This is a genomic window from Faecalibacterium sp. Marseille-Q3530 (assembly GCF_017377625.1).
GTDB lineage: Bacteria > Bacillota > Clostridia > Oscillospirales > Ruminococcaceae > Faecalibacterium > Faecalibacterium prausnitzii_E.
On sequence record NZ_JAFREH010000013.1, the window covers coordinates 57,425 to 78,130 of the forward strand.

General features: G+C 55.4%; 23 protein-coding genes, 1 pseudogene and 1 other annotated feature. Of the genes and pseudogenes, 18 read left to right on the forward strand and 6 right to left on the reverse strand.

Annotated features, from left to right (window positions below; translation table 11 throughout):
• The first annotated feature begins 120 nt into the window (after nt 1–120).
• The 6 genes and pseudogenes from J3350_RS14010 to J3350_RS14015 all read left to right on the forward strand — a co-directional run.
• Nucleotides 121–327 carry a DUF6219 family protein gene (locus J3350_RS14010; protein ID WP_082210884.1) on the forward strand — a complete coding sequence of 69 codons (207 nt, stop codon included), beginning with the start codon at nt 121–123 and terminating at the stop codon, nt 325–327.
• Nucleotides 328–468: 141 nt separating this feature from the next.
• On the forward strand, nt 469–639 hold the full coding sequence (locus tag J3350_RS10850; protein WP_370569315.1) for a type I restriction enzyme endonuclease domain-containing protein: 171 nt from the start codon (nt 469–471) through the stop codon (nt 637–639).
• A 163-nt stretch (nt 640–802) separates the two neighbouring features.
• A complete protein-coding gene (locus J3350_RS10855; protein ID WP_207686616.1) occupies nt 803–1,090 on the forward strand; it encodes a hypothetical protein in 288 nt (95 codons plus the stop codon).
• Between the two features lie 19 nt (nt 1,091–1,109).
• On the forward strand, nt 1,110–2,615 hold the full coding sequence (locus tag J3350_RS10860; RefSeq protein WP_207686617.1) for a DNA methylase: 1,506 nt from the start codon (nt 1,110–1,112) through the stop codon (nt 2,613–2,615).
• Entirely contained in the window at nt 2,596–3,093 is a 498-nt protein-coding gene (locus J3350_RS10865; RefSeq protein ID WP_207686618.1) for a hypothetical protein, read from the forward strand. The genes J3350_RS10860 and J3350_RS10865 overlap by 20 nt, the downstream gene beginning before the upstream one ends.
• Before the next feature lie 97 nt (nt 3,094–3,190).
• Nucleotides 3,191–3,280 (forward strand): annotated as a pseudogene (locus tag J3350_RS14015) (HFLK protein); the annotation flags it as partial.
• Between the two features lie 132 nt (nt 3,281–3,412).
• Here the strand turns inward: J3350_RS14015 and J3350_RS10870 are convergent.
• Entirely contained in the window at nt 3,413–4,357 is a 945-nt protein-coding gene (locus tag J3350_RS10870) for a bile acid:sodium symporter family protein (RefSeq protein ID WP_097793271.1), read from the reverse strand.
• A 108-nt stretch (nt 4,358–4,465) separates the two neighbouring features.
• Nucleotides 4,466–4,724 (reverse strand) — a binding site (T-box leader).
• A gap of 313 nt (nt 4,725–5,037) precedes the next feature.
• Between J3350_RS10870 and J3350_RS10875 the strand changes: the two genes are divergently transcribed.
• From J3350_RS10875 to J3350_RS10920, 10 genes are all read left to right on the forward strand, one after another.
• Nucleotides 5,038–5,250, forward strand: coding sequence for an HFLK protein (locus J3350_RS10875; RefSeq protein ID WP_207686619.1), 213 nt, complete (start codon nt 5,038–5,040; stop codon nt 5,248–5,250).
• 117 nt (nt 5,251–5,367) lie between these two features.
• The gene (locus J3350_RS10880; RefSeq protein ID WP_207686620.1) at nt 5,368–6,093 is read left to right on the forward strand and encodes a MerR family transcriptional regulator; all 726 of its coding nucleotides are present in this window, start codon (nt 5,368–5,370) and stop codon (nt 6,091–6,093) included.
• Between the two features lie 103 nt (nt 6,094–6,196).
• Nucleotides 6,197–6,574, forward strand: coding sequence for a desulfoferrodoxin family protein (locus J3350_RS10885; RefSeq protein WP_015536964.1), 378 nt, complete (start codon nt 6,197–6,199; stop codon nt 6,572–6,574).
• A gap of 183 nt (nt 6,575–6,757) precedes the next feature.
• Entirely contained in the window at nt 6,758–7,285 is a 528-nt protein-coding gene (locus tag J3350_RS10890; RefSeq protein WP_207686621.1) for an O-acetyl-ADP-ribose deacetylase, read from the forward strand.
• A gap of 3 nt (nt 7,286–7,288) precedes the next feature.
• Complete coding sequence (gene sfsA, locus J3350_RS10895) at nt 7,289–7,954, forward strand: DNA/RNA nuclease SfsA (protein ID WP_207686622.1); 666 nt, start codon at nt 7,289–7,291, stop codon at nt 7,952–7,954.
• 437 nt (nt 7,955–8,391) lie between these two features.
• Nucleotides 8,392–8,670: a helix-turn-helix domain-containing protein gene (locus J3350_RS10900; RefSeq protein WP_207686623.1), complete on the forward strand. Its 279-nt coding sequence runs from the start codon at nt 8,392–8,394 to the stop codon at nt 8,668–8,670.
• 280 nt (nt 8,671–8,950) lie between these two features.
• Nucleotides 8,951–9,244, forward strand: coding sequence for a helix-turn-helix domain-containing protein (locus J3350_RS10905; protein WP_207686624.1), 294 nt, complete (start codon nt 8,951–8,953; stop codon nt 9,242–9,244).
• A gap of 142 nt (nt 9,245–9,386) precedes the next feature.
• Nucleotides 9,387–10,454: a macro domain-containing protein gene (locus J3350_RS10910; protein ID WP_207686625.1), complete on the forward strand. Its 1,068-nt coding sequence runs from the start codon at nt 9,387–9,389 to the stop codon at nt 10,452–10,454.
• Between the two features lie 90 nt (nt 10,455–10,544).
• Entirely contained in the window at nt 10,545–11,306 is a 762-nt protein-coding gene (locus J3350_RS10915) for a vWA domain-containing protein (protein WP_242700263.1), read from the forward strand.
• A complete protein-coding gene (locus tag J3350_RS10920; protein WP_207686626.1) occupies nt 11,219–12,022 on the forward strand; it encodes an ADP-ribosylglycohydrolase family protein in 804 nt (267 codons plus the stop codon). The genes J3350_RS10915 and J3350_RS10920 overlap by 88 nt, the downstream gene beginning before the upstream one ends.
• Nucleotides 12,023–12,163: 141 nt before the next feature.
• On the opposite strand, the gene J3350_RS10925 is transcribed toward J3350_RS10920, so the two are convergent.
• The 5 genes from J3350_RS10925 to J3350_RS10945 form a co-directional block, all read right to left on the reverse strand.
• Nucleotides 12,164–13,765, reverse strand: a complete 1,602-nt coding sequence (locus tag J3350_RS10925) for a glycoside hydrolase family 36 protein (RefSeq protein WP_207686627.1) — start codon at nt 13,763–13,765, stop codon at nt 12,164–12,166.
• Complete coding sequence (locus tag J3350_RS10930; protein WP_207686628.1) at nt 13,758–15,143, reverse strand: glycoside-pentoside-hexuronide (GPH):cation symporter; 1,386 nt, start codon at nt 15,141–15,143, stop codon at nt 13,758–13,760. Before J3350_RS10930 ends, J3350_RS10925 begins: the two co-directional genes overlap by 8 nt.
• A complete protein-coding gene (locus J3350_RS10935; RefSeq protein WP_207686629.1) occupies nt 15,134–17,515 on the reverse strand; it encodes a glycoside hydrolase family 2 TIM barrel-domain containing protein in 2,382 nt (793 codons plus the stop codon). Before J3350_RS10935 ends, J3350_RS10930 begins: the two co-directional genes overlap by 10 nt.
• Nucleotides 17,512–18,075 carry a TetR/AcrR family transcriptional regulator gene (locus J3350_RS10940; RefSeq protein ID WP_207686630.1) on the reverse strand — a complete coding sequence of 188 codons (564 nt, stop codon included), beginning with the start codon at nt 18,073–18,075 and terminating at the stop codon, nt 17,512–17,514. The genes J3350_RS10935 and J3350_RS10940 overlap by 4 nt, the downstream gene beginning before the upstream one ends.
• Before the next feature lie 209 nt (nt 18,076–18,284).
• Entirely contained in the window at nt 18,285–18,938 is a 654-nt protein-coding gene (locus tag J3350_RS10945) for an NAD(P)H-hydrate epimerase (protein ID WP_207686631.1), read from the reverse strand.
• A gap of 287 nt (nt 18,939–19,225) precedes the next feature.
• Here J3350_RS10945 and J3350_RS10950 point away from each other — a divergent pair, with 287 nt between their 5' ends.
• Together J3350_RS10950 and J3350_RS10955 are read left to right on the forward strand one after the other, a co-directional pair.
• Nucleotides 19,226–20,209 (forward strand): Gfo/Idh/MocA family protein, encoded by a 984-nt coding sequence (locus J3350_RS10950; RefSeq protein ID WP_207686632.1) that lies wholly within the window; start codon nt 19,226–19,228, stop codon nt 20,207–20,209.
• Nucleotides 20,210–20,301: 92 nt separating this feature from the next.
• Nucleotides 20,302–20,637 carry a hypothetical protein gene (locus tag J3350_RS10955; RefSeq protein ID WP_207686633.1) on the forward strand — a complete coding sequence of 112 codons (336 nt, stop codon included), beginning with the start codon at nt 20,302–20,304 and terminating at the stop codon, nt 20,635–20,637.
• Nucleotides 20,638–20,706 lie beyond the last annotated feature (69 nt).

The following is a 20,706-nucleotide window of genomic DNA, read 5'->3' on the forward strand; positions in this document are numbered from 1 at the left end:
CCACCGATCATGACCGTAGCGGCAGTCACAGCATCCACATGAAAACGTTCCCGGTAATGCTTGCATTTTCGTAAAAAAACGTTATAATTGAATCAGTTAAATCAAAGGAGGTATCAAATCATGAAATCACATAAATACTGGTCCTTAGGCGCACTTTTCTGTATGTTGGGATGCATTTATTCTGGAATCAAAAAATCTATGACTGCGCATAAATACTTTGCCTATTCTTCATTGCTTTGTATGGGCATGTCCATTTATTCCGGTCACAAACTGGTTTCTCCAAAGAAGAAAAAAATCACTAAATCAAATAATAGTGAGAATAGTTAAACAAAAAAATTTCCTTTCTTTATCTTTATTCTCCTTGCCCTGCGGGACCAGTATGATTTTGAATACGGAACCGATAAAGAGGTTGACGGTGCTGTCATCAACGACAAGTGCAAGGTTCTGGCGCAAAAGGTCGAAGAGATTATCGACACCAAATCTTCGTTTGCTGACTGGCTGAACAATCAGAACGTCCGCAATCAGTTGAAGCTGGAGATCAAGATCTGCCTTGTAAAAAACGGCTATCCTCCACAGTACAGCCCCGATGTTTTCAAAAAGGTCATGGAGCAGGTCGAGAACTTTGAGGAGAACAATTAAATCATCCATAAAGAAAAAAATACAGCTATATTCAGGCTTCACACTGAAATATAGCTGTATTTTTTTGCATCGCTAACAATTGTTGTGCTTTCTCTTGAAAACAACGTAAAGATTTATTATAATAAGATAAATAGTTGTGGACTTTGCAAAGGAGCTGTGAGGAATGAACCAGAATTATCGCCGCAAAACAGAAAAGGTCTACGTGAAGGTGAACTCTGATTTTGACGCAACCGGCTATATGCAGCCCCGGCAGATCACATGGGGCGATGGTCGGACGTATCCCATCGAGCAGGTGCGGGACTTTCGCCCTGCAAATACCATTGCCGATATGCCCGGCGACTGTTATACTGTAATGGTAAAGGGACAGGAGCGGCACCTGTTTTTCGAGCGTTCCGACCCACGGTTTCCCTCCCGGTTCGGCAGATGGTTCGTGGAGGTGGAAACCAAATAACACAAAGGAGGGCTGAATCATGGCAGCGCAGCGCACCTATCTGGCAATCGACCTGAAAAGTTTCTATGCCTCGGTGGAGTGCGTAGACCGCCATCTGGACCCCCTGACCACCAATCTGGTGGTGGCAGACGCCTCCCGCACCGAAAAGACCATCTGCCTTGCGGTGTCGCCCTCCCTGAAAGCCTACAAGATACCCGGCAGAGCACGGCTGTTTGAAGCCGTTCAGCGGGTGAAAGAGGTCAACGCCCAGCGGCTGCAAACTGCCATCCGGCAGAAAAAGGCAGTCCGGGGAGAGGATGGCAAATACCACTTTGCCAGCACCTCTTTTGATGCCAATGCCCTGAACGCAGACCCTGCACTGGGGTTGAGTTACATTGTTGCGCCGCCCCGGATGCAGCGGTATCTGGATGTGTCCACCCAAATCTACAAGACCTACCTCAAATATGTGTCCCCGGCAGATATTTACCCCTACTCCATTGACGAGGTTTTTATTGATGTGACGGGCTATCTGCCCTATTACCACATGAGCGCCCATGAACTTGCCATGACCATGGTGCGGGAGGTGCTGTACAACACCGGCATCACCGCAACGGCAGGCATCGGCACCAACCTCTACCTTGCAAAGCTGGCCATGGACATTGTGGCAAAGCATATTCCGGCAGACAAAGATGGTGTCCGCATTGCGGAACTGGATGAGCAGTCCTATCGGTATCTGCTGTGGAACCACAGACCGCTGACGGATTTCTGGATGACCGGTCCCGGCACCGTCAAACGACTGGAAGCCCACGGCATTTATACGATGGGGGACTTGGCGCGGTTTTCCGTCCACGGGGAAGATCGTTTGCATGAGATTTTTGGCGTGGATGCGGAAATTCTCATCGACCACGCATGGGGCTATGAGCCCTGCGGCATGGAGCAAATTAAAAGCTACAAGCCCAGCACCAACAGCATCAGCGAGGGACAGGTGCTGACCTGTCCCTACCCCAACGATAAGGCAAAGCTCATCGTCCGGGAAATGGCAGAGATTCTGATGTTCCGGCTCACCGAAAAGAAGCTGGTGACGGAATCCATTACCCTGGAGATAGGCTACGACCGGGAGAACGTGGACAAGGGCTGCTATCGTGGTCTGACCCAGACCGACCGCTACGGCAGAACTATCCCCAAGGCGGCGCACGGCACGGTTCGATTTGATGCCCCCACCAATCTGGGCAGCACCATCATCAACGAAAGCGCAAAGCTGTTTGAGCGCATCACCGACCCGGCGCTGACGGTGCGGCGCATTACCATCAATGCCAACAAGGTCACGCCGGACGAGGGCATCTATCAGGTGGATTTTTTCACCGACACCAAGAAGCTGGAAAAGGAGAAAAAACTCCAGCAAGCCATGCTGGGCATCAAGAACAAGTATGGCAAAAATGCTGTGCTGAAAGCCAGCAGCTACGAAGAGGATGCCACCATGCGCCAGCGAAATGCGCAGATCGGCGGTCACAGCGCAGGAGGTTCAGATGGAAAACTACAAAAATAGCAAGGCCGGGCGGGAGACCGTCCGGAAATACGGGGACATTCTGGAGATGGAACGCCCTCAGACCGAAGAATCCCTTCGCAAGCACCCCCGCATGACCCTTCAGAATCGTGCCAAGATCTTTTCGCCCTTCTCTCCGCTGCGGGGCTATGACGAGCAGCTTGCCGCAGAAAAGCAGCGCACCGAGCGGGTGACGAGGCGCATTCTGACTGAAGAGGAAATAGCGGCTCTGTCCGATCGGCTGATGCAGGTCACCAAGGGCATGACCGTCACGGTGCGATACTTCAAAGAGGATACCGCCCACCCGGAGGTTCCGGCGGTGGGCAATTACATCACCCTGACCGGAAAAGCAGACCGCATCGACCCGGTGTTCCGCACCTTGCAGGTGGGCGACATCGTGGTGCCTTTTGAAAATCTGGTGGAACTCAGCGGGGAAGGCATCATGGACATCGATGCGTATCTGGGCATCGGGGAAGAATGAGATGACAAGAAATGCTGAAAGAGATGTTTATGGGACACCTCTTTCGCTAAAATGACCTCAGAAGAAGCAAAACACACTTCGGATGGAGGAAAATACAATGGCAAACGGTGATTACGGCTACTTCGGCAAAGGCGACACGGGCTATGCCCGGTACATGACGGCCTTCAACCGCAACTTTGGCGGCTCGCCCGCCCTCGCCCGGACGGTGACGGCTATCTGGGCAAGCAGGAACATCACGTCTCCAGAATTTTGTACTGAAAAAAGGGCTGCTGCACAGGGAACAGACCTTGTGCAGCAGCCCCTTATGGTATGTAGTAACTCAGTCCTTCTTCTCGGCGGTGCGGGCAAAGAAGTTGGCGAGGACGGCACCGGAAATGTTATGCCACACAGAGAACACAGCGCCGGGGATGGTTGCCAGCGGATACTGTGCAAAGTGGGCGGCAGCCAGAGAGGTGGCCAGACCGGAGTTCTGCATTCCGACCTCGATGGAAATTGCACGGCACTTGGTGGAATCCAGCTTCAGCAGCTTACCCACGCCAAAGCCGGTGAGGTAGCCCAGCAGGTTGTGCAGGATGACAACGGCAAGGATCAGCAGGCCGCTGGTCATGATCTTGGCGGAGTTTGCGGACACAACAGCGCAGATGATGAGCACGATGGAAGTGGTGGAGATCAGCGGCAGCACCCGGACGGCGTTCTGGGTGAAGGCGTGGAAGAAGTGATTGACCACAAAGCCCAGTGCGATGGGAACCAGCACCACCTTGACGATGGACAGGAACATGCTCATGGGGTTCACCTCCACCCGCTGACCGGCATACAGCAGGGTCAGCAGCGGGGTGAGGAAGGGCGCCAGCACGGTGGAAACTGCGGTCATGCCAACGGACAGTGCAACGTCGCCCTTGGAAAGGTAGGTCATCACGTTAGAGGAGGTACCGCCGGGGCAGGTGCCCACCAGAATGACACCGATGGCAAGCTCAGTGGGCAAGTGGAACACCTGGGTCAGCGCCCATGCCAGAAAGGGCATCAGGGTGAACTGGGCAATGCAGCCAACGACCACGTCTTTCGGGCGGCTGAACACTACCTTGAAGTCCTCCGGCTTCAGGGTAAGACCCATGCCGAACATGACGATGCCCAGCAGGGTGTTGACCCATGCGGTCTTTACCACGCTGAAGGGACCGGGGAACAGCAGCGCCAGTGCCGCTACCACAATGACGATGGCGGCCATGTATTTGCCCACAAAGTCGCTTACTTTTTCCAATGTTTTCATGATGAAATCTCCTTTTTCAAAACACTTATTTTTGCGGATGCAAAGGCAATGAAACATCCGGAAAATGGCTTTCCCGCAAACAAAAACGCCTTTGTCCCCTACGGTTCGTAAGAGACAAAGGCGCATAAACTCCTCTGCGGTACCACTCTTATTGCCGGTGCAAAGCCCGGCCCCTCAGTGCGCATCCAACAACGCGCGGCCCGTGATAACGGGGGCCTGCCGTTCCCGCTTACTGGGGCGTAGATACCGCCCATTCAGCCGGAAAGCTCGGAGAGGATCTTCCCACGGACGCCCTGCACTGCCTTGCACCATCCGGCAGCTCTCTGCAGCATTCTTTCCGGGTACTCTTTCTCGTCATAGCCGAATATTTCACTGCCACGGAGTATACTCTTCTGCCGGGTCGAAGTCAAGAAAAACGACCCTTCTAGTTTTTCATCCGGCTCACGCCAAGAGTGAAGCTGGTTCATGCAATGGCTGCTTTGTCGTTCCCTGCGGGTATTCGCCCTTACCGTGCCGGTGACACGGAGACATTTTTCGTTGCTCATGCCGCGGAGTACTACGGGTAAAGGCGCTGGAAAGAGATGGACTAATTTTCTGAAAGGGATTTTTATGGGACAACGCTCCTGATAGAATAGGCTCAGAAAGAGAAGCAAAACACACTTCGGATGGAGGAAAATACAATGGCAAACGGTGATTACGGCTATTTCGGCAAGGGCGACACGGGCTATGCCCAATACATGACGGCCTTCAACCGCAACTTTGGCGGCTCGCCCGGCGGCGGTGGCGGAGGAAACCACAACAATGGCGGTGGTGGCGGAGACGGCAGCGGCTGCGGCTGCCTCATCGCCATTGCGGTGGTGGTCGTGCTGGTGCTCCTCGGCATGGGAAGCTGAGGGCAGCCCCACGGTGCAGAGCTGCTTGTGGTAAACGGCGGAAAAAACTAAAAAAGCACTTGACCCTGACGTTGCGTCATAGCGTATACTGAGCTTGTCGCAAGGGAGGAAAACGAAATGATGACTGTCAAGGAAGTGAGCAATCTGACCGGGGTGAGCATTCGGACGCTGCAATATTATGATAAAATCGGTCTGCTGCATCCGGCGCATCGAACGCAGGCGGGATATCGCCTGTATGATGATACTGCACTGGAACGATTGCAACAGATCTTGCTGTTCCGAGAACTGGAATTTTCACTGGAGGATATCCGAAAAATTCTGAAAAACCCGGAGTTTGACCGGGAAAAGGCACTGGAACAGCAGATCACATTGCTGACCCTGAAAAAACAGCATCTGGAAAAGTTGATCGCTCTTGCGGAGAAGATTCGGACAACAGGAGGAAACGTTATGGACTTCAACGCATTTGACACACAGAAGATCAAGGAATACGCAGAACGTGCAAAGAGAGAGTGGGGCAAAACCACAGAGTATCAGGAATTTGAGGCAAAAAACGCCCGTCGGACGCAGAAGGAATCTGGCAGCATCAACGAGCAGTTGATGGGGCTCGTAGCGGCATTCGGAACGCTGCAAACAAGAGAACCGGCAGACCCCGCAGTACAGGCGCAGGTGAAAAAGCTGCAGGACTTTATCACCGAGAATTACTATACCTGCACGAAGCCCATTCTGCATCAACTTGGACAGATGTATGGTGCCGGCGGCGAGTTTACAGAGAATATCAATGCTGCCGGGGGAGAGGGTGCGGCAGAATTTGCTCAGAAAGCCATTGAAATTTATTGCCGATAAGTGTGAAGCTGTCTTGCGTGACCCGGTCACAGAAAACATAACTAGGAAATGTTATCATATAGCCATAGAAAACACCAACAACATTCCGATGGAGGATTTTAATATGAAGGCAAAATTTTATATCTGTGAGCACTGTGGCAACCTGGTCACCACCATCCACAACGCAGGCGTTCCGCTGGTCTGCTGCGGCGAAAAAATGAAGGAACTGCTCCCCAACACGGTGGAAGCCAGCGGCGAAAAGCATCTGCCGGTGGCAGAGCTTTCCGGCAGCACCCTCACGGTTACGGTGGGTGCAGTGGAGCATCCCATGGTGGATGTGCACCACATCCAGTGGCTCTTTGTGGAGACCGAAAACGGTGGACAGCTCCGCTACCTCGCCCCCGGTCAGGCACCCAAGGCGGTATTTGAGCTGGGCAGCGAAAAGCCGGTGGCGGTCTACGCCTACTGCAACCTGCATGGTCTTTGGATGACGAAACTGTAAGAAATAAACGGGCTCCTGCCAGTGGTTGAACGCTTGCAGGAGCCTGTTTTGGCGTGTGGCCAGAGGGATGATGCAGCGTTAAAAATATTCTGCTTGACCTTGTGCAGAGGATGAAGTAATATACTCGCAAGAAACCAACTTACGAGTGTATTTTATGCAACTACGCTTTGAGGAGGAAATGCCATGCGTTCCGAACAAATCAAAAACCAACAGGAAATCGTGCAGGGAGACATTACCAAGCTGAACTGTGACTGCATCGTGAATGCAGCCAACCGCAGCCTGTTGGGCGGCGGTGGCGTGGATGGGGCTATTCACAGGGCAGCAGGGCCGGAGCTGCTTGCCGAGTGCCGCACCCTGCACGGCTGCCGCACCGGCGAAGCGAAAATCACCAAGGGCTACCGGCTGAAGGCAAAGTACATCATCCATACGGTGGGTCCCATCTACTCCGGCACCCCGGAGGATGCTGTGCAGTTGGCAGACGGCTACCACAATTCGCTGGAGCTGGCAAAGACCTACGACATCCACAGCATCGCCTTCCCGGCAATTTCTACGGGCGTGTATGGCTACCCTCTGGATGCTGCCACCGAGATTGCGGTGGATACAGTGACCGATTGGCTGCAAAGCCATGCGGATTACGATATGAAGGTCATCTTCTGTTGCTTCGATGCCCGGACAGCGCAGGCGTATCAGACAAAAATGAAAATGGGGTAAACATTGAAATACAGAGAGATCGTGGACGGTATTTTTCTTGACCGCCCCAACCGTTTTATTGCCCATGTAGATGTGAACGGCACAGTGGAAACCGTTCATGTCAAAAACACCGGGCGGTGCAAGGAACTGCTGCTGTCCGGTGTGGCGGTGCGTCTGGAAGTGTCGGACAACCCGAAACGCAAGACAAAATACGACCTTGTGGCGGTACACAAGCAGGAACTTGGCTGGGTCAACATGGACAGTCAGGCACCCAACAAGGTGGTAGGAGAGTGGCTTTCCAAGCAGAACTTTGACCTTGTCAGGCCGGAGTTTGCATACGGAAAATCCCGCATTGATTTTTACATGGAAAAGGGCGAACAGAAATACCTGCTGGAAGTCAAAGGCTGCACACTGGAAGTGGGCGGCATCGGTTATTTCCCGGATGCGCCCACCGAACGAGGCGTGAAGCACTTGCACGAGTTAGCACAGGCGCAGCGGGCAGGGTATCGGTGCACAGTAGCCTTTGTGATCCAGATGGAAGGCATCACCGAGGTGAGGCCGAATGTTGGTACGCAGCCGGAATTTGGCACAGCGCTGGCCGAAGCAAAAGCCGCAGGCGTGAGCGTGCTGTTCCTGCTTTGCCATGTCGGGCGGGACAGTCTGGAAATCGTGGAGCAGCGGGAAGGGTGAAAAGAGAGGGAACAAAAGAGCACGCTATTTGCGTTTGTTGAACGCTGATGGCGTTTAATTTGTTGCGCTGAATCGTAAAAAATGCTGTCTGTGGAAAATGTAGAAAATCTGATGTGTTTGTGTTGCAAAGTAAGACATATTGATGTTTTTCAAATGAATTTATGAGTAAATATGCATGAAATTGGCGAAAAAATGCCTTCTCGTGAGTTTGCTACTTAAAAATCGTTGCGATACTACGGCAAAAAGGACTTGACGGAAGAAAAACTCTATGGTAATTTATGAACAAATTTGACTTTAATGAAATAAAGTTGAATTTGAGCCGTCATGCGCTATTTTGGCATGAAAAGAAGAAAGTATCTTTACCACAGGGAGGATTGAAAATAAAACCCAGTTTCTCCGCCCAAACCGCTGCGTAGCAGCAGAAAGGACGACCGAATATGAGTTATGACAAAGTGCAAGTCGGCAACAGAATCCGTGGAAGCCGCCTCGAAAAAGGCTGGACGCAGGAACGGCTTGCAGCAGAAGCTGAAATTTCAGTGCAGCAGCTTCGCGCATTGGAAAAAGGACAGCGCAATTTGGGCGTAGACCACTTGGGACGCCTGTCGGATGCAATGGGAGTCAGCAGTGATTTCCTGCTGAAAGGTTGTTCTGAAAACAGTATATTGGTTTGCAAGATGCTGGATGACCTCAAGAAAAAATTGCAGCCGTCAAAGTAAATCGCAGAAAAATGAGCGGTTTTGCCGCAAAAACAGTATATTTTAGCGCTTTACAGCAATGAAAGTACTTGCTATAATATCGCCATGGCGCAAGTTTCAGTTGCGCAAGAGGGAAAATTGCCTGAAATGCATTAAAGGCTGATAATACTCCGTGAGCTGCTCACAAGAGCAGCTCCATCGAGTCGCGGTCATTGTGCATTTTCAAGCTGAAAACAGGCCGGGACTCGGAAAAGGAGTCTCGGCCTGTTTGTGTTTTCGGCGCAAAGGAAAGGATTGAACAATGCGATTTGATGCAAAAGAATTCGGCGGACGTATCCGCGATTTGCGGAAAAAGAAGGGGATTACACAGGAACAGTTGAGTATAATGCTGAACGTTAGTGCGAACCATCTTGCAAAAGTTGAAACGGGAAGCCGCTGCTGCTCGATTGAGTTGCTGCAGGATCTTTCGTCCTGCCTGAATGTCAGAACGGACTATCTGCTGAACGGAGATGCACCGCATAACAACCATCTGAGGGAAAGACTGACGTTTCTTGCACAGGAGTTGGAAAGGCTCACGATGGACCTTCCTGCATGAGGGTAAAATCTCTGATGCGGCACTCCGGTCTTTTGCAGCCTGCTCCTTGCCAGAGCTGTGTGGACAGCAAAATAAGCGCAGCCCTTGCACCGCCTTGCCGGATGTGATAGGATGAAGAAAACCACATGAGGGAGGAAACACCATGCCTTTTTTGATGCTCCGCAACGACATCACCAAGGTGGCAGCGGATGCCATCGTCAACCCGGCGAACCGAAATCTTTTGCAGGGCAGCGGCACCAGCCACGCTATCTATCAGGCAGCAGGGGAGCAGGAGCTGACCGCCGCCTGTGAAGCCATCGGGCATTGCGATTTGGGCAGGGCGGTGTGCACCCCGGCGTTCGGTTTGCCTGCAAAGTATATCTTCCATGCGGTCTGCCCGGCATGGCACGGCGGATTTTTTGGAGAAGCAAAGCAACTGGCCGGTGCGTACAATTCTGCGCTGGAACTAGCAGCAGAATACCACTGCGAGAGCGTGGCTTTTCCGCTGCTGTCCAGCGGAAACTACGGCTACCCCAAGGAGCAGGCCTTCCGCATTGCGGTGGATACCATCACGCAGTACGTCATGGAGCACGACCTGACCGTGTATTTGGTGCTCTACGACCGGCACTCGCTGGCGGTGAGCCGCAAGCTGTTCACCTCGGTGGAGGAGTACATCGACGACCACTATGTGGTGCAGAACGATGAAAGCTACCAGTTTGACCGTCGGCGCAGAGAATCCGCAGAGCGTCGGCGCAGGTTGGAGGAAGATACTGCGCTTGCCGACCGAGAGTATCCCGCGCAAGAGTGCGCATCGCCGGTCTTTGCGACTGTGCTGAGGCAGCAGAGTGCCCCCATGGCAGCCCGCAGTCTGGAACACCTGATGGACAACCTGGGCGAGAGCTTCACCACCCGGCTGCTGCGGCTCATTGACGAGCGTGGGCTGAAGGATTCCACCGTGTACAAGCAGTCCAACATCTCCCGGCAGCACTTCTCCAAAATTCAGTGCAACCGGGACTACAACCCCAAAAAGAAGACCGTGCTTGCCTTTGCGGTTGGGCTGCACCTGTCCGAAGACGAGACCATCGACCTGCTCAAGAGTGCGGGCTATGCCTTTTCGGATGGCTCCAAGCGGGACTGGATCGTGCGGTATTGCCTGGAACACAAAATCTATAACATCAATCAGGTCAATACGCTATTGTTTGAATACGATCAGGAACAGCTGGGTGCGTGATTTGTCGCCTGCCCGTTGACCTTTTGCCCTCCAGTTTGTGGTATCCTCTTGTCAGAAAGACGGAACACCACAAAACGGAGGGCATTTATTATGAAGAAGAATCTCACAGAGCTTGTTTTTATCCTTGACCGCAGCGGCTCCATGGGCGGGCTGGAAGCGGACACCATCGGCGGGTTCAACGCTATGTTGACCCGGCAGAAGGAGCAGGAGGGCGAGGCTAACGTGACCACCATCCTGTTTGACCACGAGGTTCAGTTGCTGCACGACCGCTTTCCGCTGCACGCCGTTGCGCCGCTGACCGAAAAGGACTACTACGTCCGGGGCTGCACGGCGCTGCTGGATGCCATCGGTTACGGCGTGGAAAAGATGGTGAACATCCAGCGCCATCTGCCGGCGGACGAACGTGCCGAAAAGGTTATCTTTGTCATCACCACCGACGGACTGGAAAACGCCAGCAAGCGGTTCGGCTACGAGAAGATCCGCCGACTGATTGAGCGGGAAAAAGAACGGTACGGCTGGGAATTTCTGTTCCTTGGTGCCAACATGGACGCTGTGCAGGAGGCTGCCCGCTTCGGCATCGGGGCAGACCGGGCGGTGCGGTTCGAGAACGATGCGCAGGGCGTGGCGGTCAACTACCATGTAGTCAGCGAAACGGTCTGCCGGATGCGGCAGGCAGACTGCCCGGCATCCGTCGGCGCAGAGGGGAAAGAGGAAATCGAAGCCGATTTCCAGAAGCGGCATCAGGGGGAAAGGAGGAAACGGCCATGTTGGGAGCAATCTTGGGAGATATGGTGGGCAGCCCCTTTGAATTTGACCACAACAATTACAAGCACAAGGACTCCCCCCTGCTGAGCGAAAGATCGCACTTCACGGATGATACCGTTATGACCTTTGCAGTGGCACGAGGCGTGATCGCAGGGCAGGGAGATGCACAGAAAACCTTTGCCGAGGTGCAGCACGAAATGCGGCGTTTGGGCAAGGCATACCCCAATGCCAGTTATGGTGGGATGTTTGGTCGATGGCTGCGTGCGGAGCATCCGCAGCCCTACGGCAGCTTTGGAAACGGCTCCGCCATGCGGATGGCTGCGGCAGGCTGGCTGTTCGATACGCTGGACAAAACGCTGGAGATGGCAAAGGTGACTGCCGAGGTCACCCACAACCACCCGGAGGGCATCAAGGGCGCACAGGCCACGGCAGCAGCGATCTTTCTGGCACGCACCGGCCACAGCAAGCCGGAGATCCGGCAGTATGTTGAGCAGACTTTCGGCTACGATTTGAGCCGCACCTGCGATGAAATTCGCCCGTACTATCGCCATGTGGAGACCTGTCAGCAGACCGTGCCGGAGGCTATTATCGCCTTTCTGGAAAGCACCGGCTTTGAGGATGCCCTGCGCAATGCGGTCTCCCTCGGCGGCGACAGCGACACCCTTGCCTGCATCACCGGCGGCATTGCCGAAGCCTTTTACGGGATGCCGTCTGAATTGCAGCAGGAAACCTTGAAGCGTCTGCCGGAGGAGATGCGGGCAGCGTATGAGCTGTTCCGGCAGAACCTTGAGCGCAGGATGTGACACCGTCGGTGCTGCACAGACTCAAGCGGTATTTGAAAAACTGAGGATCTTACCGACAGAACGGCAAAACACCCGCCTGTGTATGGTGTGCAAAGCACAGTACACGGGCGGGTGCTGTTTTGTTGGGGTTTGTTCACGCCGTCAGAAGGGGGTAAAACATAATTTTTGTGGAGTTCCGTCCAGCAGATACCGGATATAGAAACGGTCGTTTTCCGTTTCCACCTGCACCTGGGTGGCGTGCTCAAAGAGGGTGCGCAGGCGGCGGTACTCTGCCCGCTGTGCATCCGTGTAGTGAGACGGCATATCCGAGGTCAGGAACACATTGCCCAACAGGGCGTTGACCGTGGCAAGGGTGCGTTTTTGCTCTGCCGTCAACTTGCAGTTTTCCTCCCGGAGGAAGAACACATCCGGGTCGCTGCCATAGGCACGGCCATTGAGCTGCCGCCGGAATAGCGTGTTGTTGATGGCCTGCTTTGTGGACACCCGCTCCCGGTGGAACAGGCGCATATACCACACATCGTCCCAGTCCAGCCCTACGTCACAGCTGACACGGCAGTAATCCACCAGCCCGAAAGCAGGCATCACCGGAACGCCGCAGCCAAGGATGGTCTTTTGTCCACACCAACTGCGCAGCAGCTCCATAGCACGGTACATCCGGGCTGCCCGGCTCTCGCGGGCGTTGCCAAAGGGGGCAGCACCGTACAGAAAATCCAGCTTGACAAGGTCGAAGCCCCAGTCGTTCAGCACCCGGTCAAATACCCGGCGCAGATAATCCAGCACGGCCGGGTTGTCGAGATCCAGCGCATAAAAGCTACTCCAGTTGCAGCCGCAGCACCACGGCGCACCGTCCACTTTCAGCAGCCAGTCTGAGTGCTGCCGGAAAAGGGCAGAGTCCTTTTCGCACACAAAGGGCGCAAGCCAGAGCCCAGCCTGAAATCCGGCGGCGTGAATTTCCTCCACCATGCCTTTCAGCCCGTGGGGGAATTTCTGCGCATCCGTTTCCAGCCAGTCGCCCACCTTGGGCTCCCAGCCATCGTCGATCTGGAACAGGTCTCCCAGACAAAGCAGGCTGCGACATCCGGTCAGGTCCTCCCGGATGGTATCCTCGGTGATGTCCTGATAGCGGTTGTACCAACTGGAATAGCCTGCCAGCTTCTTCTCCGTCCGGGGCTTGATGCCCATAGCCTGAAACCAGCCGTCGAACACCTCGGTCTCGCCGCCCTCGGCAAAAAACAGGTCGAACAGGGCAACGCTGCCGCCGGGATGCTCCACCCCGGCGCAGTCACGCTCCAGCGTCAGCAGGGCTTTGCCGCTGTCGTAGCGGAGGATGGTGTAGCCCGGCTTCTCGTCCAGCGATGCCACCAGTCGGAACTGCTTACCCTTGCGGAAATAGCAGTAGGAAAAGCCGTGGCTTTGACCTTTTTGATGCCCGTAAGGTACAAAGTGATAATCGCCGTAGCGGTCAAAGGCATATTTTTTGCGCAGAAAGCCGGGGATGTGGTCGGTACCGCGTAGCTTGTCGTTCCGGTCCAGCTCCGGGCTGTAGGTCCATGTCTGGTAGCCGTTCATGAACAGACGCTCGTCTGCTTCCATCGTCCACGGCATCTCGGCACGTACCGCCTTCAGCGTCCCGGCGGGCAGGTCTGCCGTCAAATGCAGCGCACCGCCATTCTCCGTGACCGTGCAGTTGCCTGTCTGCACGCCGCCGGAAGTTTCCGCGTACCAGTGCAGCATTTCAGTCATGGTGCGCTTCCTCCCCGTGGAGCTGTGCGCTGATCTCGGCAGCGCGGGCATCGGTCAGAACAAACTTGCGGCGGAACAGTACCAGCGCACCTGCCAGAACCAGCATGGGCAGAACGGTCATCATCAGGCGCAGACCCAGCAGCGTTCCGGCACTCTGTACTGCCACCGGGCCGGTCTCCTCCGTGTTGCCCACAAGACCGATGAGGTCCAGCCCGATGCCGGTCAGGAATACCGCCACACCGGAGGCAGCCTTGACCACAAAGGTCTGCATGGAAAAGATAACGCTCTCCTCCCGGCGGCCGGTCTTGAGCTGACCGTAATCCACGCTGTTGGAAAGGAACAGGGTGGTCAGCACGGTCAGCATTCCGTTGCAGGCGAACACCACCACGCCCGGAATGCACAGCAGGGCAAGGCTGTGGGACAGGCCGGTCAGGCAGAACACCAGCAGCGTGCCGTAGCCGCACAGCGCCAGCACAAGGCTGAGCTGAAATACCTGCGTGCTGCTGAGCTTTTTGCGCAGCAGCGGGTAAAGCACCATCATGCCAAGGATCTGTGCCGCACCGCCCACGGTGGAAAACAGGGTGTAGGTGGCTTTCCAGCCTGCACCGCCAAGGTCATATTTGAAGAAATAGATGATGAAGTTGGAGGTAAGGTACAGCGCCGAGTTGATCAGCACGATGCTGCCCACCACTACCATAGCCTGATCGTTGCGGAACAGGGCGGAGAACATCTCTTTTACGGTGGCGGTCTTCATCTCACTGGGGGTGGTTTCTTTCATGGAAATGCAGCACACCAGCTCTGTCACTGCAAAAATCACCGCTACGATCAATGCCACCCAGCGGAAGCCAGCGCGCTCGCTGTCGCCGCCGAGTGCTCCCACCAGCAGCATGGTGAACATGGCAATCAGGGCAGAGCCAACGCCTGCACAGGTACGGCCCACCATGGAAAGGTTCTCCCGGTCTTTTGGAGTGCGGGTCACGGCCGGGATCATGGACCAGTAGGGGATATCCATCATGGTATAGGTGACGCCCCACAGGATGTACACCGCGCTGAAATAGACCATCAACGCCGCTTCGTCCAGCGCCGGGGCGGCAAACAGGGCGTAGAGCACCAGCGCATTGAGCAGCGTGCCGGAAAAGATCCACGGACGGAAACGTCCCCAGCGGGTGCGGGTCTTTGCCACCAGAACCCCCATAAAGGGGTCGTTGAAGGCATCAAAGAACCGGGCAGCCATGAGCACGACGCCCACAAAGCTGGCCGAAAGCCCCAGCACATCCTGATAATAATACATGACGTAAGAAGCCGACAGGGCATATACCATATCCTTGCCCACGGCACCAATACCAAATGCGGTTTTCTGTTTCAGGGTCAGTTCCATACAGCGTCCTCCTTTTCAATGGTGAACCGCAGCACAACGGGCTGGGTCTGCGGGGCAGAAACGGTCAGCACAGCTTCTCCGGCAGTGCCCACGGTGCGCAGATAGGTTCCGGTCATGCCGCCCTCGGCAACGGCGGTCTGCGGGCCCACAAGGGCGGCGCTGCCCTCCACCGCAAACTGCACCGGGAACTGTGCGTAGGGGGCTGGGGTGCCATTCTCGTCCAGAATGCGCACCCGGACAGCCGCCATATCGTAAGTGTCTTTTTCCTGAAGAGCCGTCCGGCTGACCTTGACTTCCAAGTGCAGCTTTGCACTGGGGCAAAGGGTCACGCTGCGCACCACGTTGCCGTCCTGCACGGCATCGAACCGCCAGCGGGTAGCTTCGCCGCCCCAGTTGCCCACATATTTGCCGTAAAGCGCTACGCCATCTGCAAAGCTCATTTTGTAGTGCAGCATACACCAGCCGAATTTGACCTTGTAGGCCAGCGGCAGTCCCGCCAAGCCGTATTTCCCGGCAGCCAGCAGGCAGTCCCGCACAGCGGCCGCTTTGGACGGCGAAAAATGCTCCTGCGTTTCCAGCAGCTCGCCAATGGGATCGTCCATCACAAAGGGAGGGTGGGGCAGCGCCGTCCACTCGCTTTGGCGCAGGGCGGTGACGAACACATCGTTTTTATAAAGCTTTACCTGCTGGGCATTGCTGAAAACGTAGGCTGTGCCCAGCTGCCCGGCGGGGTTATCGCCGATGTCCATGGAGGAGCTGACCGCCAGCACCGGGTCAGCGTCACCCTGACTGGCATAGACTGCTGCCGCCAATTTGGGGTTACGGAAGCTGTCCAGCACCCCGTGGTAGCAGATGCGATCCCCGGAGCCGAAATCTTTATGGGTCTGGTAGTCGAACATACACCAGCCGAAGCACCCGGCGTGTTCCCCGCTGCCGTAAGCGGCATTCTGAACCCGGACATGCCGCAGGGCGTGTTCCTGTCGATGGGGACCATCGTCAAAGGGCTTGGTGGGGTACATGTGACCGTTGCACTCCGAGATGAGCAGCGCCTTGCCCATATCCGGGGTCACGTCCTTTTTGGGCTTTGCGCCGGGCGTTACGCCGTTGTGGGAAAAATCGTTGTAGGCGTAGACATCCTCCAGCAGATGGCTCTTTTCCAGATACCGCACGCCGGAAGTGGCGCGGCTTGGGTCCAGCTGATGGGCAATCTCGTTGGTGCGGGTGTAAAAGGCATCGTCGTCCACGCTCTCGTTGATGCGCACACCCCACAGGATGATGCTGGGGTGGCTGCGGTTTTGCAGGAGCATCTCCCGCAGCATCTCGCAGGCGGCGTCCTTCCAGTTGTCATCCCCGATGTGCTGCCAGCCCGGCAGCTCGGTGAATACCAGCAGACCCCGCCGGTCGCACTCATCCAGAAAATATGGACTTTGGGGGTAGTGGCTGGTGCGCACGGCGGTGCAGTGCAGCTCCTCCTGCAAAATGCGGGCATCCTCCCGCTGCAGGCTTTCCGGTGCGGCATAGCCGATGTAAGGGTAACTCTGGTGCCGGTTCAAGCCCCGCAGAAAGGTCTTTTTTTCGTTGAGGTAAAAGCCATCCGCCCGGAACTCCGCCGTGCGGAAACCAAAGACCACCTGTTTGCGGTCGATGGGCTGTCCGGCTGCGTTCAAAAGCTCTGCCACGGCATGATGTAAAACTGGATGCTCTGTGTCCCACGGTTGTGCGTCCGGGACGGAAAGCTGCATTTTCCCGGTTTCTGCCGCCTGTGCAGTCTGCTGGGCCAGCAGGGTGCCGTCTGCGGTCTCCAGCCGGATGCGGACCGCCACGGCTGCGGGTGTAAGCTCTGCCGTCCACTGCACCACAGCCTCTCGCAGGGTGGGCGTGTACACGAATAAATCTGTCAGGCGGCTTTCTGCCGTAGCTTCCAGCCAGACCTCCCGGTACAGCCCGCCGTAGGTCAGGTAGTCGATGACAAAGCCAAAGGGTGGAATGGCCGGGTCTTCACGGGTATCCAATTGCACGGTCAGCAGGTTTTCACCCTCCCGGTCCACAAGGTCGGTGATCTCCACCGTAAAGCCGGTATAGCCGCCCCGGTGCTGCCCGGCAACCCTGCCGTTGACCCGCACCACCGCCTGATGGGCGGCTCCGTCAAAGCGGAGAAACAGCCGGGGCGCAGCCTGTACCGGCGGCACCCGGAACCGCTTCCGGTAGCCGCAGACCATCTCGTAATCGGCCGGAGAGGCATAGTGCAGCGGCACCTCCCGGCAGGTATGGGGCAAGCGGACGGCTTGTTGTTTTGGGACAGGCAGCCCCTTGCCAAAGGCTTCCGTCCAGTGTCGTGTAAACTCCCAGTCCTCGCAAAAGCTGTGTTTCATCGCGGCAGCACTCCTTCCAGTAAAATCGAGATCATTTCCTCCAGCACAGCCACATACTGCACCCCGCTTTCTGCCAGACTGCGGTCTGCCAGAAAGCTCTCAATGGATGCGGTGATCATCTGCCGCAGCACCGGCAGGGACACCGGACGCATGACTCCCTCTGCCACAGCCTGTTCCAGCAGCGCCATGGTGGGTTCCCACCCGTTTTCCAATTGACTGCGCACCCGCGCCGCCACCACCGGGTATTTCTCGTCCAGCTCCTTCATCTGCCGCAGGTCCAGCGCGGCGTATTCTGTCGGCATGGCAATGATGACCGCCCGCAGCTTCTCCTGCAAAGTACCGCTGCCCGCCAGAACTTTCTGCTTGCAGTGGTGGATGTCCGCAAAGGCGTGGTCTACCATGTCCAGCAGAAGGGCCTCCTTGGAGGGGTAAACGGTGTAGATGGTCTTTTTGCTGATATGCAGCGACTCTGCCACCTGCTGCATGGTGAAATGCAGCCCCTGTTGACGGAATAACTGCATCGCCTGTGTGCGCACCAGCGCATCGAGCTTTTCCTGCATGAGCGTCCTCCTTGTGGAAACTGTGCTTGCTTTTCTGGTTTCCATTCTAGTGTGGAAACTGAGTTAAATCAAGTGGTTTCCGCATTTTCTGCGTTCTGCCAAGAAAGTGCAGACATTTTGCAGCAGAATGACAAAAAGAACCCCGGCGTGCCTTGAAAGCTGCCGGGGTCTTTTGCGTGCAGGTGCTTTTCCGCGGCGGCAAGCCCTCGTCAAAACTCCGGGTGCCATTCATCCCGGATGCCAATGTCGGCACAGACGATTTTTCCGCACAGCGGCGCAGAGGTTTTTGCGATATGCAGCGGTTTATAGCTGTCGAAGGTTACAGTCATATCTGCATGGACAGCACCCTCGGCAACCTCGCCGGTATCCGTGTTGATGCCGCTGGGCAGGTCTACGGCCAGCACAAAGGCACCGCTCTTGTGCAGACGGCGTATCAGCCCGCAGGCGGCAAGGCCGGAAGGCCGCAGTTCACCATGGAACCCGGTGCCGTAGAGGGCATCCACAACGGCAGCAAAACTCTGCGTTTCCAGTACAGAGCAGTCGGTGCAGATGTGCACCGGCAGGGAGTGCAGACGCTCAAAATTGCGGATGGCGTCAACGGTTTTCGGCTCGCCCTCGGCCAGAAGAACGGTCACGTTCCAGCCGTCTTTTGCCGCGGCGCGGGCAATCACGAACCCATCACCGCCGTTGTTGCCCTTTCCGCAGACCACCAGCAGTCTGCCGGGATGCGGGAACTGCTTTTGCAGTTCAGCGTAAGCAGCCAGTCCGGCATTTTCCATCATTTGCAGGTAAGGCAGACCGTGGGCATCCCCGGCGCGTTCAATCTCCTTCATCTGCGCAGCCGTCACAATGCGATGTTTCATGTTGGCACCTTCTTTCTATCTCTATTATAATGGATGAGAATGTTTGGAACAAGGTGAAAGATACCGGTGCATAGAATCTGTCCCCGGAGAGTTGGAACAAGCCCTCCGGGGGCATTTTTGTTTTTCACTCTCTTTTCCGTAGGGGAAAACCATGGTATACTGAATCCAAAGTATAGCAGTTTGCGTTTTTGATGCTCAAGCAACATCCGCAAACTGCATATCGCAAATATGCCGTTTTGATCGGCACTATTTTTGAAAATTGCGATAATAAACAGGGAGGTACCGTTATGAAGTGGGGAATTTTAGCGACCGGCACCATTGCCAAAAAGTTTGCATCTACGGTAGAGCAGATGGGCGCAGAGGGGGAGCAGCTTGTTGCCGTGGGCTCTCGGCATCTGGAAAGCGCACAGGCGTTTGCGCAGCAGTACGGCATCCCCCGCTGCTATGACTCCTACGAAGCCCTTGCCGCCGACCCGGAGGTGGAGGCCATCTATATCGCCACCCCCAACACCCTGCACTACGAAAACTGCAAGCTCTGTCTGGAGCAGGGCAAGCACGTTTTGTGCGAAAAACCCTTTACCATCAGCCCGGAGCAGGCACAGCAGCTGTACCGTCTGGCAGAGGAAAAGCACCTCTTTCTCATGGAGGCGTTCTGGATCTGGCTGCTGCCGCTGTATGACCGCCTGCGCGAGATCCTTACTGCTGGCACCATCGGGGAACTGAAGCAGATCACCTGTCAGTACGGCTTTGTGGCCTCTGGTGCCCGGAAGGACCGCAAGTTTGATTCCGGTCTGGGCGGCGGTGCGCTGCTGGATATCGGCATCTACAATCTGGGCTTTCTGCGCATCCTTACCGGACAGGACCCGGAGAAGGTGGAAACCAAAGAGGTGCACATCAACGAGTACGGTACCGACGATTACAGCCGCCTTGCACTGACCTACCCCGGCGGTTGCATGGCAGAGTCTGTCCAGACCATCGGGCAGGAGCTGGAGCGCAATGCCCGCATCCTTGGCACCAAGGGCAGTATTTTCCTGCCGGATTTCCAGCACGCCGAGACCATGACGCTGGAAGTGGAGGGCAAAGAGCCGGAGGTCATCCGCTGCCCGGTGGACATCAACGGCTTTGAGTATGAGATCCGGGAAGCAAGCCGCTGCGTCAAGCTGGGGCGTACCGGCAGCGACCGCTACACCCCGCAGGACAGCCTTGCTCTGACCCGCCTGATGTACGACACCCGCATGAGCTGGGGCATGAAGTTTGCGGGCGAGGTGTAAGCGCACACCCTGCCACAAAGGGCTTTTTTGCGTGCGAAAACCATGGTATACAGAGAGCGACAACTCGGAATTTGACAAAGGAATGTGATTGTATGAAAATGAAGCTATCTGTTATGGCTGTAATCATTTTGGTTCTCGCGATATGTGTATCGGCATGGTTTTATGGATACTACAATCGCAAAAGCAACGACAATCTTCCCACTCTGACGGCAATCGCAGAAATGAGTGAAGCCGATGTTAATAGCCTTTTGCCAGGGTACCATATTGACCAGCTTAGAGAGGTATGGGGGAAGCCTGATACCAGTGAAAACAGCACTGCATGTTGGAAACTTGGGAATGACACTACTCTCGTTGTAAGTTATAAAAATAATGGTATAATTGCGATTTGTGGCCTTAAAGACGATAGCGGTGCCTCCATAGGAGAATAACAAATTCCAGTTTGGAGAATTGAAAAAACGGAATTTCCCTATTAAGACATATAAACTCTTGACAATAAA